The sequence below is a fragment of the bacterium SCSIO 12844 genome (assembly GCA_024397935.1).
Lineage (GTDB): Bacteria > Pseudomonadota > Gammaproteobacteria > Francisellales > Francisellaceae > M0027.
The window spans coordinates 2,664,200-2,679,006 of the sequence record CP073743.1 but is presented as its reverse complement, the minus strand read 5'-3'; the positions used below and the strand labels follow the sequence as shown (position 1 = coordinate 2,679,006).

Here is a 14,807-nt window from a genome sequence, read left to right as displayed (position 1 = left end):
TTTTTAAAAATTCTTAGCTTATTAAGCTTAATTACTTATTTGAACGGGTGTGGGCAAATGGGACCACTATACTTGCCAAAAGATGATCAAACAAATCAATCGAGCAAATCTACTTCAAATGTAACCTCAAACAGTGTCTCAAATGCTACTAGTAGCTCTGATCATATCAATCAATCTAAGGAGTCTTAAGTGTGACTTTTAAGCGTAAGTTATTGTCAGTAAATATATTAGCTGGGATTTGTCTGGTTAATCAACCGCTGTTTGCACAAACAACGGATACTAAAAATAGTAATAACCAGATGACAGCAGAAGATGCAAGCCAATTAGCTGCCACTTATACGGCGTTAGCAAAATACTACCAAGCTAAGGCAGCCCAATTACATCAAAATGAAGCTCAATTTCAAGCGACAGCAGGTGTTTTGGTTCAAAGTAATGCCCAGTCTGACAAAGCTAAGCAAGACGATCAAACGCTTAAGAAGGCAGACGCTAAATCAAATAAAGCAGATAAAAAGGCAGAAACTAAGCCTGCAGATGCAAGTAAAAAACCGAAACAAAGTCCATGGAATGGCACAAATGCAACATTAGGTTTTCAATATAATACAGGTAATACGTTTCAACGAAATCTATCAGCGTCAACTAATGTTAGTTATAAAGCAGATAAGCATTGGTTGCATACGCTTTCTATGAATTATCAAAATGCATTTGATTATAATAAAGATGCGACAACGGCAAATAAATTCTTTGCAACTGGTCAAAGCGAATATGATTTTAGTCAATATAATGGTGTATATCTTAATATCCAATACTTAAATGACCAATTAAGTGGTTATGTTTATCAAATTAATGAAAACGTAGGGTATAAGCGCCGATTATATAAAAATAATGGCATGACATTAGATTTATTCTTTGGCCCAGGTATGCAACAGACACGTCAAACACAAGAGACAGGTGGTACTTTCCATAATGAACCATCTGTTCAAGTAAAAACACAATACAAATGGCAAATGAATGATAAGACAAGTTATAGTCAAACAATACAATGGATTAAAACACCACGCCATTATACCGTTGGTTTAACCATGTCATTAACGACTTCATTATATAATAGCTTTGGTTTACAGCCTTCATTTACATTAAACTATGATTCAAATCCACCTGTTAATTCTGATGGTAGTCAATTGAAAAAGCTTGATACAACGACACAACTGTCATTTGTTTATAATTTCTAAAATTGCTCATTAATATATTTATTTGAATCTTTGCTACACTTAGTAAGAATATTTTAAAGTTAGGGGTTGTTATGTCACATCATCAAACAAAACATAAATGGTGGGTCTTAGTAGGTACTTGCATTGCAGGTTTAGTTGTTGCACTTGATTTTACAATTGTTAATACAGTATTAAGTGATATGCAATATGATTTGAGTGCATCAATGCATGAACTTCAATGGTTTATTGCAGGTTTTGGCATCACCTTTTGTAGCTTTATGACAACTATGGGTAAGCTAGCTGATATGCTAGGGCGTAAAAAATTATTATATGTTGGTATGTTTGTTTTTACGATTGCCTCAATTGGTGCAGGTGTATCTGATGTATCAATACAACTGATTATTTGTCGATTAATACAGGGAATTGCTGGCGCTTTAATTTTTCCTGCAGGGATGGCAATTACAGTCGATGCATTTCCAAAAGAGGAAGAAGGCAGAGCATTAGGTATTTATGGTTCCATTATGGGTATTGGTTTAGCATTTGGCCCATTACTTGGTGGTTTAATTACTGAAGTTGCCTCTTGGCGTTGGGTATTTTATATCAGTGTACCATTAATGATTGCAAGCTTTATTATTATTAGTTTAACAGCGAGAGAATCTAAATTGGCCGTTAAACCTAAAATCGACTGGTGGGGCATGTTTTGGTTAACGATTTTTATATCAAGTATAATTTATATTTTAACTGAAGGTGATTTATATGGCTGGTCATCATTAACGACCATCAGTATATTTACCCTGTCATTACTCGCTTTTATTTTTTTTATTATCACTGAATATAAAACTAAATCTCCTTTACTACCTTTAAGTTTATTTAAAAATCATTATGTTTTAATTGGTTGTATTATTTATACGATTTGCGTTAGTTCTGCCTGGGTAATTTCATTTTATTCGCCATTATATTTAGCAACAGTATTTAAATTTAACCCTGGAGAAATAGGTTTAATGATGCTGGTAATGACTGTATTTACGGCAATTATACCTGCATTTGCAGGAGGGCTTTATGATAAGAAAGGGCTGCATGTAGCAGTTCGATTAGTATTTATCCCTTTGATACTGTCTTATATATTATTTATAGCATTGTATTATACAACAAATTTGTGGGTATTAATCTTTGCTTTTGCTTTATTTGGTGTTGCTTGGGGTGCTGGTAATGGTATTGGTATGCCAGTATCATTATCGAAATTAGAGAGTAATGATGATGTTGGTGTGGTCAGTGGTGCAGTATTAACCGTTTTTAATACCTTAGGCGTCATTTTCTTAACGCTAGCAGGTATCATTTTCTATCATATCCAAAAGTCAGTTTTAATTAGTTCATTTAAACTGAAAGAAGTTCAATTAACTGAAGAAAAAGTAAGCTTGATTAATCAATTAGTTAATGACCCTCAAAAGAAACAGCAAATTTTAGATCAAATAGCTTCATTACCATCAACAGAATTAGCTAAAATTTACCAACAATCATTTTTGTCAGGTTATATATCAATTGCATTTATTTTATTATGCATCACAGTTTTAGCATTTGTTATTTATAAAGTGCTTAAATGATTTATAAATGTTGGTGTAAAAACTTAATAAATTGAATGGTAATTTCATTTAATGGCATATCATGATGATAAAGTAATGCCAATGGGAATGAAAGGTTAGGTAGATTAGGAATATGTAATTTAATTACTTGATTAGCTTTAAGTTGACTTTCAACGATGTTCTCTGGTAAATATGCCACAGCAAGCCCTGATTCGACAACATAAGGAATAGAATTTAATGAATTAACAAAAAGAATCGGTTTTTCTAATTTTAATTGATCTAACCAATTTCTGAGTTCAATCTGAGTATTGGTAACTTCTTTTGCAAGACACCAAACTTGAGAGACTAAATGATTGATTGTTAAACCACCAATTTTAGTTAGCGGATGATCGACACTTGTTATAAAGACAAATGGCATCAAAGAAAAAGTCTCTGTGTGTAAATCTCTACCATAAACATCTTTTTCGCGGGTAATAAAAAGGACATCATTTTCTTTAGAAAGAGCCGCATGCTGTTGAATCCAAGCAGCAACTTCAAGTCGAAAGACCACATCAGGGTGAAGTTGGTTAAATTTACGTAAGATTGGATAAATAAGTTGTTGATAGGCGCTATCAATATTTAGTTTAATAATTTTTTCAGAGGCAGATTTTTGATTCATATAAGCTTGAACAATTTGTGCTTGTTCGAGTAGGTTTTTAGCGGGTGTAACAAGTTGGGTTGCATATGCACTCATATGTAACTGCTTTCCTTTTACTGTAAATAGTTTTTCAGAGCAAAGCTGCTCAAAGTTTCTTAATTGCTTTGATACGGCAGGAACACTCATAAAAAGCTTTTCAGCAGAATGAGTTAGGCTAAGTGTTTCAGCAACACTTAAAAATACTTCGATTTGTTTGATTGTATATTTCATAAACTTTTAGTTAACCAAATTTCTTAAGTTATTTCTAATTTTATTATGGTTGATTAATTAGTAGACTGCAAAAAGTTTTATTTAAACTAACTAAAGAGATTAATAAGATATGTATGAAAATAATATTGTTCACAATAACTTTACTAATGTCTAATTGTGTCTATGCACATATATGGAAGCTAACGATAACAAATGATACAAATACAGTCTATATGGCAGGCGCATTTAAAAAAGTTCCAAATGGCTATAATAATGGGGGTGAGCCCTTTAGTTGGGTAACACCAAGTAAATATTGGGAAATGAGTCAATTAGTTAAGATATTTAATCAAAGAAAAAAACTATTACCAGGGAAAAGTATGACATTTACAATCATTTATGATGGTAATCATTTTGTCAGATCTAGTATTTGGTTATATTTAAAAGCTCTATCTGCTGAATCAGGAGATGTTGGGGTATCTTTATATGAAAGTGGTTATAACTCATGTGATTTTAGTTGGAACTACCAGAATATTTCTAATATTGCTGTCTCAGGAAGTGACAGCTGTAAAAAAGGTTATAACGCTACTCAAATAGTTAATGTTGTTATTCATCCAAATGGATATCCTTTTGCAAAAGGAAAAATAAATGCCATAGGAATTGGGCAAGTCAATTTAACAGCCTGTGGGCGAAATCTATACCCTGCACCTGATGGTACGCTTTATTTGATGTGCCATTATAGCAACTCAGTAATTATTGATGCTAGATTCACTAAAATGTTAGGTTATTGTAAAATTGAGATAAATACAAAAAATAATAGTGATGACATAACAAATATTCAGTGTAGCCAAGATAACATAGGGTATGCTTATTTAAATGATAAGGTTTATTTTTTATGTCAGGAAACTATGGGTAATGATGGTAAATGTCCTTGGGTTCTTAATAGGCATTTACACAATCAATATGCCTCTGTATTTAACTACCAAACCTAAATACTTCTAGCTAAAATTTAAAATAATTGTTATATGGTAATTTTATATGATGGTTTTGTTTTTAGGGTATTATTTTATTTTAGGTTATTAATCTGTTATACTAGGCTGCAATTTGATTAAAATAAGTTAAAGTTTTAATGAAAAACAAAAAAATTGCACCATTTTTGAAACTTTCATTTGGTAATATTCTTGAATGGTATGACTTTTCTTTATATATCTATTTTGCCAGTAGTATTGCGCTAACATTTTTCCCATCACAAAATCATTATATTGGTATGTTATTAGCTTTTTTTACTTTTTTTCTTGGGTTTGTTGCACGTCCATTAGGTGGTTTATTAATGGGCTGGGTTGGTGATCGTTATGGCAGAAAATACTCTGTTAATTTGTGTGTTATTTTAATGGGTATTACAACATTTCTAGTTGCCTTTATACCAACATATGAGCAAATTGGTATATTAGCGCCAGCTTTACTTGTCGCCTTTAGAATTGCACAAGGTATTTCAGTTGGTGGGCAATTCCCAGGATTATTAAGTTTATCAGTTGATGATTATAAAAAAACCAAAGGCTTTACCATTGGTATGGTTTATAGTATTTCATCATTAGGCTTTCTTTGCGCATCATTGGTAAGCTTTTTAGCTTCATTGGTATTTCAAACACAATCGCAACTCATTTGGCGTATTCCTTTTGCATTAAGTGGTATTTTATTTGTTATTTTCCTTTATATGAATCGTTATCAAATAAAAGCAGGCGCTCAGTCAGTTGAAGTAAAAAAGAAAAAAAATGTGCTTCGATCCCTCATGTTACAATGGCGTTCAATTGTTGCAGTTGTTGCTTTAACGACAATGGCAGCATCATTATATTTTCTTGTTTTTACTTATATTGTTAATTATCAGATTGAGTATCTATCAGTGAGTTCTGAGTCTGCTTATTTAGTTAATACATTTGCTTTAGTATTAGCTTGTTTAGTCTATCCAATCTTTGGTATGGTTGCAGATCGAGTGGGTTATTTAAAACTTTTTGTTATCGCAATGAGTTTATTGTTAATCTTAACAATGCCACTAATGTGGTTAATTCAGACAAAGGTCATGATTAATGCTTTAATTGCACTGTATGCTTTTACGTTATTAATGGCTGCAACCCAAGGTGCAATTTCACCTTTATTTGCCTCAGTTTTTAATAAGGATTGGCGTACAACTGGCTGTGCTTTTTCTTATAGTATCGGTAATGGTATTGCAGGTGCTGCACCATTAATCGCAGAAATACTGTCCCATTATGATCCACTTTATGGAATGAGTATTTTTATTCTTGTTTTATTGGTTATTGGTGTAATTGGTATGTATATGATTTATTTAATTAAGCCTGAAATTTTAGTTAGCCCAATTAAGGCGGCGAACGTTCAGGTGGTATAAAACTTCTCTTGGCTGGTTGAGTACTATATTGTATAAATGGTGTTGTTGGTTGGTTAAAGTTTGAGTAAAATTTACTTTGTATATTAGAAAATGCTGTACAGTAATCAAATTGGTCATGTGTCGTAAGTAATCCTGGGTTTGCTGAATGAAAGAAATCACAGTTTTCTTCTTTTGGAGAATGTCTGCCTAAGTATTTGCGTCCACCAATATCCTCTTATATTTTATTATAATTTCACTACTTTCTTGACTAATCGAGTTATAATGCTCTTTATAATGTTGAACAACTTTTTCACTAACTTGCTTTGCCCATTTTTGTAGTAGTGGATTTTGAAGTTGAGTAATCTTAGGTAAGTAACCAATATAGTCTTTAGAATTAGGTCTAATTTTATGACAGTCATAATTTCCGTTACCAAGTAATTTTGCATGAATGGGAATAATAACTTGTTTACCAGTTTCAGTGTCATAAAAAAATAAAGCACGTTGTTTAATATTTTTTTTATGTTCTTCAGAATAGGCCATTTGTAAATACTCGAGTGTAAAAGGAGGCTTTGTTGAACTTACTGTTTCAACAAATTTATCATATGCTAAATTTGGTTGGATAAAGTGATTACCTATGCCAAGTGTACCACTTGCTTTTGCAACAATACCATCTGGTGATTGCTGGTAAAACTCAAATAGCTCTGATAAATTACTTGATAAGTAAGCAGCGTTTTCTATAGTTTTATACTTTGGTGTGCCTGTAGTATCACTAAATATTTTGCGCTGTTGAGGTTTTTCTCCTATTTAAAATATTTCAAATAGAACACGGAGTTAATTAAAGCTTAAATATGCTAAATTTACTTATTTTAAAGGCTTTGCAAAAGTAACAGTTTGTATTTTAGGATTATCAGCTTGAGATAAAGTATTACAAAATGAGGTTAAAGTACTACCTGTTGTGATAATATCATCGACAACGATGATATGTTGATAAGTTTTTTTTGATCGAATAGAAAATGCTTCTTTTACATTATCTTTTCTTACTTTGCCTTCAAGCAAAGTTTGCGCCTTTGTATATTTGCTGCGTTTGATGTATTTTGTATTCAAAGGAATGTTTAATGCCTTACTTAAAGCATTTGCTAAGATAATGCTTTGATTATATCCTCTTGTGATATTTCTTTGTCTGTGAATGGGTACAGGGATGATAATATCAGCTTCTAAGTGTGACTTTTTTATGATTGCTTGACTAAATTGCTCACATAAAAAAGCTGCGGCTTTAAAATTATGATTAAACTTAAACGACTGAAATAGGTTCTGGATTAAGCTGTCATAGTAAAAAGCAATTGATAGGCTTTGCCAAGGGGGCGGTTTTAAAAGGCATTGATCACATTGCCTATTTTTTATAGTTAAGTTGCCACAAGTTTGACAAGCATTGTTTGGGTAAGTCAGTTTTTTAATAAGCTTATAACAATAGCGACATAATAATTGATCGCTGTTTTGCCCACAACTAAGGCATAAAGACTCTAAAAAAATAGGTTTTACAAGTTGAAAAGACTTTTTTAGAATATCATTAAATTGAAACATGGGTTACCTTTTATGCCATTAATGAATTATTTTATCTTTGATACACAAAAGCATGATCAAAATCAATTAAGTTATTATTTAATTGATGAAATTGCATCTAGGTTGCTTGAAAAGCTAGACTTTGTTAATCATTCATATCAATCGATTCTTATCGATGGCTTTTGGAGTGAAAGTGCTATTCAAGCCTTAATTAAACGCTTTTCAAATAGTAAGATTTTTTATCAAGTGCCTAAAGATTTTAGTTTGTCTTCTGAATTTGACGAAATGACATTAATCGATACACAAGCACAATCAGATATTAAATTTGATTTGATTTTATCAAATCTGTACTTACATCACTTTCAAACAATTGAATCACCACTGACTCAATTTATGCATCTTTTATCACAAGATGGCTGCTTGTTTTTTACAACGATTGGACCAGTTACATTATTTCCACAAACCAGTAAAATACAGCGCCCTAATAATTGGGTAGATATGCATGATTTTGGGGATAGTTTAAGAAAATTATTATTTAAAGATCCCGTGATGGATGCAGAGGTATTAAAAATAAGCTATCAAAGCCAACAACAATTTAGTCAAGATTTAGATATGCTATGTGATATTTTAGCGATTAATCGACTAGATAAAGAGCATAAAAAAGTGCTCTATATGGAATTAGAATTAAAAAACCAAACAACAATGCCAGTTGAAATTATTTATGGGCATGCTTGGCAACAACCGTTAAAACAAGTACAGTCAGATAATGAAGTTTATATTAGCTTAGATCAATTAAAACTAACTAAAAATAAGCCTTAAGCTTAAATCAAAGGGAATTAGTACTCATGTATCAAGCAACGGTTTTATTTGATTTTGACTCAACCATTATTCAAGGTGAGTCATTTGAACTAATGCTTATGCCTAAATTGAAACATATACCTAAAGTATTAGCAAAAATTGAACAAATTACTGCAATGGGCATGGCAGGAGAAATTATATTTTCAGAATCAGTTAAAAAGCGATTTGATCTAGCAGCCCCTTCACTAGCTGATATAGAGAGATTTGTTGATAATGCACTGCCAAGTATTATTAGCGATGGGTTTAAAACGCTATTTACAATGCTTAAGGCATCAAATATTGATATCTGGATTATTAGTGGTGGCTTGGGTAGGGTTATTCAACCATTTGCAAATTACTTGGGAATTAAAAACGAAAAAGTCATTGCTTTAGAAGGGTGCTGGGATAGTGAAGGTAATTTTGTTGAAATCATAAAAACACCTGCTTTATTATCAAAAGTAGATGCTGCTAAAGACTATCAAGCAAAATGGCTAAATCCAGTGATTATCGTTGGCGATGGTTATACAGATTATCAGTTAAAAGAAGCAAGCATAGCAGATTATTTTATTTGCTATACAGAGCATGTCCAAAGAGATCAAGTGATATCACTAGCTGATAAAAGTATAAGTTCAGCTAAAGCGCTTGAAAAATTAATTTTAGAAAAAAGTACCGCGTTATAATAAATGATGTACTTTATAAATTAGACATCTTTTTTCTATTAATGGCTTTCATGCCAATATCTTTGCGATAATAAATGGTATCCCAATGAATACGCTCAGCTAAGTGATAAGCATTATCAAAGGCCTGTTGAATATTGTCACCTAAAGCTGTAGCACATAATACTCGACCGCCGTTAGTAATGACTACATGATGTTGCATAGATGTGCCGGCATGAAATATTTTATTGGTAGTACCATTATCACTAGTTACACCTAAAATAGGCTCACCTTTAAGAAAGGTATCAGGATAGCCTTTAGAAGCAAGTACAACACCTAGTGCCGTTTGGTTACTCCATGATGGTTTAGCTTGGTTTATGTTTCCATCTAAAGCCGTTGAGATTAGCTCAATTAAATCAGATTCTAAGCGCATCATAATCGGCTGTGTTTCAGGGTCGCCCATGCGTGTATTAAACTCTAATACTTTAATACTACCATCGGGTGCAATCATAAGCCCCGCATAGAGAAAGCCAACAAATGGTGTACCATGTTTAGCCATACCATCAAGTACAGGTTGAATGACTGTTTGCATCACTTTTTCATGAATATAACTAGTAATAACGGGTGCAGGAGAATAGGCACCCATACCGCCTGTATTTGGTCCTTGATCACCATCGTTTAATGCTTTATGATCTTGTGAACTTGCCATTGGTAAAGCATTTTTACCATCACAGATTACAATAAAACTTGCTTCTTCACCTTGAAGAAAATCTTCAATGATGATTTCTTTACCAGCATCACCAAAGCGATTACCAGATAACATTTCATCAATAGCCTGGCGTGCCTGATCTAACGTATGCGCAATGATCACACCTTTGCCAGATGCAAGGCCACTGGCCTTAATAACGAGTGGAAATGTTTGATTAGAAACATAAGCTTTTGCAAGATTTGCATCATCAAATTTTTGATAGATCGCAGTTGGAATAAGACACTCACTCATAAAATCTTTTGAAAAAGATTTTGATGACTCTAATTGTGCCGCTTTTTGGCTAGGGCCAAATATTCTTAAACCTTGGCTTTGAAAGTAATCAACTATGCCAAGGCTTAAAGGTTGTTCAGGTCCTACAATGGTCAAATCAATATGGTGGCTTTTAGCAAATTGAGCTAATGCGTCAATATCAGTTGCCTTAATATCAATATTGGTTACTTTATCTTCCTTAGCGGTGCCTGCATTACCAGGTGCGACAAATATTTCTTTTGCGTGTTTGGACTGTGTACATTTCCAAGCTAATGCATGTTCACGTCCACCTCCACCAACAATCAGGATTTTCATTTGACTCTCACTTATTGATCGTTAAAAATTTTAATTTGTTTTACTCGTTGTCAATTAATGGATATGTTAGGCTAAATTGGTAAATTTTCAAAGAGATAAGATTAAACTTAGATGAAAAATGAACTGGAATATTTAAAGAATAAACGTATCATGATTTTAGCTGGTGGTACTGGCGGGCATATTTTTCCAGCTAAGACAGTCGCTGAACGATTAGAACAATTAGGTTGTAAAATCTTCTGGCTTGGTACAGAGAAAGGCTTAGAGAAAAAATTAATCGAAAGTCGTTTTCAGATTGATTATATTCAAATGAAAGGTTTAAGAAATAAAGGCTTAATACGCTATATGCTTATGCCAATTACATTGTTAAAGTCCATATTAGCTTGTGTCAAAATTTTTAGAAAGCATAAAATTGAGCTTGTTTTGGGGTTTGGTGGTTATGTTGCAGCACCCGGCGGTTTAGCTGCAAAACTTTTAGTTAAGCCATTAATCATACATGAACAAAATGCTCGAAGTGGACTTACCAATCGAGTATTATCTAAGTTTGCTAATGCGGTGTTAAGTGCCTTTGAAGTTCCTAATCTATCAAAAAAACTTCAAGTGATAGGTAATCCTTTGCGCACAGATATCATTGATCTTTATAAAAAAGATAAACAATGCAATATAGAACGCCCTTGCCGTATTCTAGTAACAGGTGGTAGCCAAGGTGCGCAAGTATTTAATCAGCTATTACCTGAAGTGTTTAAAGAAGTTACAAAAAATCACTCTATTTTAGTGCATCATCAAAGTGGTTTAGCTGAGTTTGAAAAAACGACTGCTCATTATCAAAAATATCAAATTAACGCACAAGTGATGCCTTTTATTGATCGAATGAACGATGCTTACCAATGGGCTGATATGATTATTTGTAGGGCAGGTGCTTTAACGGTTTCTGAAGTAGCAGCCTGTGGCTTACCTGCAATCTTTATTCCCTATCCTTATGCAGTTGATGATCATCAATATTATAATGCACAAATGTTAGTGAATGCAGATGCCGCTATTTGTATTCGTCAGTCTGAGTTATCAGCTGAAAAGTTAGTATCTATTCTAACAGTTTGGCTTAAACAAAAAGAAGTACTAAGTATCAAGTCATATCAAGCTAAAGCTCAAGCAAAAATCGATGCCACAGAGCAAGTTATTAAAACGGTTTATCAGGTATTATCTCATTAAGCTTAAAGATTAGTTAGGGGGTCATTTTTTTTATAATAGAGACACTATTATGCATTTTAGAGCTTTCATTGGTAATTACATAATTGCCTGCAATAATATAATGTTCAGTAATGGCAGTGATAACACCAACTGATAGTTGCTTATTTAATCTAGCAATTAAAAAATTTCCTTGTTTGTCCTGGATAATTACACCGTAAGGGGCAATGCTACTGATGGTGTATTGATCTGTTCGTTTAAAGCCTTGAGGAGTATTTAAAATAGAATGAAGTGATGAATTTTGATCACTTAACTGACCTAGTTTCATGTTTAACAATTTAAGAATTTGTGCTAAAGATTGAGCATTGTTACTAATGGCTTTATTTGTTTGTTCAAATTGTTGACTGAGTTTACTTTGTATTAGGCTTTGATTTTTGACTGCACTATTAATCATTTGATTAACTTGGTTATAATTGTTATCAATTGAAGTAATGGCTTTTGTTTGTTTATTTATATTAGATAAGATTTGATTTTGTGTTTGATGGTTGGTTTTTATTGATGAAGCAATTTTATTAATTTGATTATGGAGCTCTTTAGTTTTGGAAGAGTCAGAGAACTGTTGTACTAATATGATGACTAATAACAGAATAATTAAAGCAAGTAAAATCATAGTAGGATTAGAAAGTTTAAACTTTTTTAAAAATTTTTTCTTAAGTTTTAGTTCCGGGTCTACTACTTGATTATTCATTTCTTAAAAGCACCTTTATTTTACTTATCATTAATAATTTAAGCCGTTAAATTTAAATATTTCAACAATTAAACCTATGAGTATAGAGCTTATTAATAGAAAAGAACATCTTTAATATTGATTAGATCATAGATTAAGACAATGCTGTATTTAAGTATATTTTCGATCATTTGAGTTACTTTTATACAAAAAAGGGTGACAGATATTGATAATATCCTTTATACTTGCTTACGTTTTTCAATAAATCAATTAAAGTAAAACAAAGATAAGTGAGAAGATGTCATGAATTTACATGAGTATCAAGGCAAGCAACTATTTGCTGAGTATGGTTTGCCTGTATCAAAAGGCTATGCTGTTGATAGTGTAGAAGAGGCTTTAGTTGCTGCAGATAAAATTGGTGGCAATATGTGGGTTGTAAAAGCCCAAGTACATGCAGGAGGTCGTGGTAAGGCTGGTGGTGTAAAGCTAGTTTCTTCTAAAGATGACATAGCAGCATTTGTTAAGAAAATGATGGGTTCAAGACTAGTAACTTATCAAACAGATGCAAATGGTCAGCCAGTTAGTAAAATATTAATTGAAGCCTGTACTGATATTGCTAAGGAATTATACTTAGGAGCTGTTGTTGATAGAGCAAGCCGTAGAATCGTTTTTATGGCATCAACTGAAGGTGGTGTTGAAATTGAAAAAGTTGCAGAAGAGACACCAGATAAAATTCATAAAGCAACCATTGATCCATTAGTAGGTGCACAACCTTATCAAGGTCGTGCCTTAGCATTTAAGTTGGGTTTAAAAGGCGATCAAGTTAAGCAGTTTGTTAAAATCTTCTTAGGTTTAGCCAAAATATTTGAAGAAAAAGATTTAGCACTTTTAGAAATTAATCCATTAGTGATTACAGATGAAGGTAATCTTCATTGTTTAGATGCAAAAATTAACATTGATAGTAATGCTTTATATCGTCAACCACAAATTCAAGTGATGCATGATCCATCTCAGGAAGATGAACGTGAACAACGTGCTGCCCAATGGGATTTAAACTATGTTGCCCTAGAAGGTAATATTGGTTGTATGGTTAATGGCGCAGGCCTTGCTATGGCAACAATGGATTTAGTTAAACTTTGTGGTGGTAAGCCAGCTAACTTTTTAGATGTTGGTGGTGGTGCGACAAAGGAACGTGTATCTGAAGCGTTCAAAATTATTCTCTCAGATGAAAATGTCCAAGCGATTTTAGTTAATATTTTTGGCGGCATTGTTCGCTGTGATATGATTGCAGAAGGTATTATTGCAGCAGTTGAAGAAGTGGGTGTTAAAGTACCTGTGGTTGTTCGTCTTGAAGGGACTAATGCAGAATTAGGTGCTAAAAAACTACAAGACAGTGGTTTAAATATTATTGCAGCTGATGGGTTTACCGATGCGGCTAAGAAAGTAGTTGAAGCAGTGAAAGAAGAGGCCAAAGCATGAGTGTATTAATTAATAAAGAAACGAAAGTCATCTGTCAGGGGTTCACTGGTAAACAGGGAACATTTCACTCAGAGCAGGCACTTGAATATGGTACAAAAATGGTTGGTGGTGTTACACCAGGTAAAGGTGGCCAAGAGCATTTAGGTTTGCCTGTGTTTGATACAGTGATAGATGCAGTTGATCAAGTTCAGCCAGATGCGACAGTTATATATGTACCAGCGCCATTTTGTAAAGACTCAATCATTGAAGCTGCTGATGCCGGTATTCCATTGATTGTTTGTATTACAGAAGGTATTCCTGTTTTAGATATGCTTGAAGTCAAACGTTATGTTGAAAATTCAGGTTCTCGTTTAATTGGACCAAACTGCCCAGGCGTTATTACACCTGGACAATGTAAAATTGGTATTATGCCAGGACATATTCACCAACCTGGAAAAGTTGGTATTGTTTCTCGTTCAGGTACTTTAACTTACGAAGCAGTTAACCAAACAACAGCTTTAGGCTTTGGTCAAAGTACTTGTATTGGTATTGGTGGTGATCCAATCCCAGGTACAAGCTTTATTGATGCATTAACCTTATTCCAAAATGACCCACAAACAGAAGCCATCATCATGGTTGGTGAAATTGGTGGTTCAGCAGAAGAAGAAGCTGCAGAATATATTAAAGCAAATGTTACAAAACCAGTTGTTTCTTATATTGCAGGGGTTACAGCGCCTGCTGGTAAGCGTATGGGACATGCTGGTGCGATTATTGCAGGTGGTAAAGGAACTGCAGCAGAGAAATTTGCTCACCTTGAAGCAGCAGGCGTTGCAACTACAAAATCACCAGCAGAAATTGGTCAGCGTTTAGCTGAAGTTACTGGTTGGTAAGTACGTTTTAACTTAATATTGCTTAATAGCATTATAAAAGCCATCATTAAAAGTATTTAGTGGTGGCTTTTTTTATTATTTGACACAATATATATTTTATTTATAATAGATCG

At 33.2% G+C, this 14,807-nt stretch carries 14 protein-coding genes; 9 read left to right on the top strand and 5 right to left on the bottom strand.

Going from position 1 to position 14,807, the window contains the following annotated elements:
* Nucleotides 1–191 precede the first annotated feature (191 nt).
* A complete protein-coding gene (locus KFE69_12045; protein UTW42207.1) occupies nt 192–1,229 on the top strand; it encodes a DUF481 domain-containing protein in 1,038 nt (345 codons plus the stop codon).
* Nucleotides 1,230–1,300: 71 nt separating this feature from the next.
* Nucleotides 1,301–2,809 (top strand): MFS transporter, encoded by a 1,509-nt coding sequence (locus KFE69_12040; GenBank protein ID UTW42206.1) that lies wholly within the window; start codon nt 1,301–1,303, stop codon nt 2,807–2,809.
* Between the two features lies 1 nt (nt 2,810).
* On the opposite strand, the gene KFE69_12035 is transcribed toward KFE69_12040, so the two are convergent.
* On the bottom strand, nt 2,811–3,695 hold the full coding sequence (locus tag KFE69_12035; protein ID UTW42205.1) for a LysR family transcriptional regulator: 885 nt from the start codon (nt 3,693–3,695) through the stop codon (nt 2,811–2,813).
* A gap of 113 nt (nt 3,696–3,808) precedes the next feature.
* Here KFE69_12035 and KFE69_12030 point away from each other — a divergent pair, with 113 nt between their 5' ends.
* Both KFE69_12030 and KFE69_12025 read left to right on the top strand, forming a co-directional pair.
* Nucleotides 3,809–4,663, top strand: coding sequence for a hypothetical protein (locus KFE69_12030; protein ID UTW42204.1), 855 nt, complete (start codon nt 3,809–3,811; stop codon nt 4,661–4,663).
* 137 nt (nt 4,664–4,800) lie between these two features.
* Nucleotides 4,801–6,072: an MFS transporter gene (locus tag KFE69_12025; protein ID UTW42203.1), complete on the top strand. Its 1,272-nt coding sequence runs from the start codon at nt 4,801–4,803 to the stop codon at nt 6,070–6,072.
* 186 nt (nt 6,073–6,258) lie between these two features.
* Here KFE69_12025 and KFE69_12020 read toward each other — a convergent pair whose 3' ends face one another.
* Together KFE69_12020 and KFE69_12015 are read right to left on the bottom strand one after the other, a co-directional pair.
* Nucleotides 6,259–6,591, bottom strand: coding sequence for a hypothetical protein (locus KFE69_12020; GenBank protein UTW42202.1), 333 nt, complete (start codon nt 6,589–6,591; stop codon nt 6,259–6,261).
* Between the two features lie 321 nt (nt 6,592–6,912).
* Complete coding sequence (locus KFE69_12015; protein UTW42201.1) at nt 6,913–7,632, bottom strand: ComF family protein; 720 nt, start codon at nt 7,630–7,632, stop codon at nt 6,913–6,915.
* A 12-nt stretch (nt 7,633–7,644) separates the two neighbouring features.
* Between KFE69_12015 and KFE69_12010 the strand changes: the two genes are divergently transcribed.
* Together KFE69_12010 and KFE69_12005 are read left to right on the top strand one after the other, a co-directional pair.
* On the top strand, nt 7,645–8,430 hold the full coding sequence (locus tag KFE69_12010) for a hypothetical protein (GenBank protein ID UTW42200.1): 786 nt from the start codon (nt 7,645–7,647) through the stop codon (nt 8,428–8,430).
* Nucleotides 8,431–8,456: 26 nt separating this feature from the next.
* On the top strand, nt 8,457–9,128 hold the full coding sequence (locus tag KFE69_12005) for an HAD-IB family phosphatase (protein UTW42199.1): 672 nt from the start codon (nt 8,457–8,459) through the stop codon (nt 9,126–9,128).
* A gap of 13 nt (nt 9,129–9,141) precedes the next feature.
* Here the strand turns inward: KFE69_12005 and purD are convergent, their stop codons facing one another.
* Nucleotides 9,142–10,437, bottom strand: coding sequence for a phosphoribosylamine--glycine ligase (gene purD / locus KFE69_12000; protein ID UTW42198.1), 1,296 nt, complete (start codon nt 10,435–10,437; stop codon nt 9,142–9,144).
* A gap of 111 nt (nt 10,438–10,548) precedes the next feature.
* On the opposite strand from purD, the gene murG reads away from it, so the two are divergent.
* Nucleotides 10,549–11,643 carry an undecaprenyldiphospho-muramoylpentapeptide beta-N-acetylglucosaminyltransferase gene (gene murG, locus KFE69_11995; protein ID UTW42197.1) on the top strand — a complete coding sequence of 365 codons (1,095 nt, stop codon included), beginning with the start codon at nt 10,549–10,551 and terminating at the stop codon, nt 11,641–11,643.
* A gap of 13 nt (nt 11,644–11,656) precedes the next feature.
* Here the strand turns inward: murG and KFE69_11990 are convergent, their stop codons facing one another.
* Nucleotides 11,657–12,367: a hypothetical protein gene (locus KFE69_11990; protein UTW42196.1), complete on the bottom strand. Its 711-nt coding sequence runs from the start codon at nt 12,365–12,367 to the stop codon at nt 11,657–11,659.
* Nucleotides 12,368–12,649: 282 nt separating this feature from the next.
* Here KFE69_11990 and sucC point away from each other — a divergent pair, with 282 nt between their 5' ends.
* Both sucC and sucD read left to right on the top strand, forming a co-directional pair.
* Complete coding sequence (gene sucC, locus KFE69_11985) at nt 12,650–13,825, top strand: ADP-forming succinate--CoA ligase subunit beta (protein UTW42195.1); 1,176 nt, start codon at nt 12,650–12,652, stop codon at nt 13,823–13,825.
* Nucleotides 13,822–14,694: a succinate--CoA ligase subunit alpha gene (gene sucD, locus KFE69_11980; protein ID UTW42194.1), complete on the top strand. Its 873-nt coding sequence runs from the start codon at nt 13,822–13,824 to the stop codon at nt 14,692–14,694. Before sucC ends, sucD begins: the two co-directional genes overlap by 4 nt.
* Nucleotides 14,695–14,807: the final 113 nt, after the last annotated feature.

Bases quoted from the DNA above. Each gene is read 5' to 3' on its own strand.
- KFE69_12040 (UTW42206.1), top strand. From the start codon at position 1,301: ATGTCACATCATCAAACAAAACATAAATGGTGGGTCTTAGTAGGTACT.
- KFE69_12035 (UTW42205.1), bottom strand. From the start codon at position 3,695: ATGAAATATACAATCAAACAAATCGAAGTATTTTTAAGTGTTGCTGAA.
- KFE69_12030 (UTW42204.1), top strand. From the start codon at position 3,809: ATGAAAATAATATTGTTCACAATAACTTTACTAATGTCTAATTGTGTC.
- KFE69_12025 (UTW42203.1), top strand. From the start codon at position 4,801: ATGAAAAACAAAAAAATTGCACCATTTTTGAAACTTTCATTTGGTAAT.
- KFE69_12020 (UTW42202.1), bottom strand. From the start codon at position 6,591: ATGGCCTATTCTGAAGAACATAAAAAAAATATTAAACAACGTGCTTTA.
- KFE69_12015 (UTW42201.1), bottom strand. From the start codon at position 7,632: ATGTTTCAATTTAATGATATTCTAAAAAAGTCTTTTCAACTTGTAAAA.
- KFE69_12010 (UTW42200.1), top strand. From the start codon at position 7,645: ATGCCATTAATGAATTATTTTATCTTTGATACACAAAAGCATGATCAA.
- KFE69_12005 (UTW42199.1), top strand. From the start codon at position 8,457: ATGTATCAAGCAACGGTTTTATTTGATTTTGACTCAACCATTATTCAA.
- purD (UTW42198.1), bottom strand. From the start codon at position 10,437: ATGAAAATCCTGATTGTTGGTGGAGGTGGACGTGAACATGCATTAGCT.
- murG (UTW42197.1), top strand. From the start codon at position 10,549: ATGAAAAATGAACTGGAATATTTAAAGAATAAACGTATCATGATTTTA.
- KFE69_11990 (UTW42196.1), bottom strand. From the start codon at position 12,367: ATGAATAATCAAGTAGTAGACCCGGAACTAAAACTTAAGAAAAAATTT.
- sucC (UTW42195.1), top strand. From the start codon at position 12,650: ATGAATTTACATGAGTATCAAGGCAAGCAACTATTTGCTGAGTATGGT.
- sucD (UTW42194.1), top strand. From the start codon at position 13,822: ATGAGTGTATTAATTAATAAAGAAACGAAAGTCATCTGTCAGGGGTTC.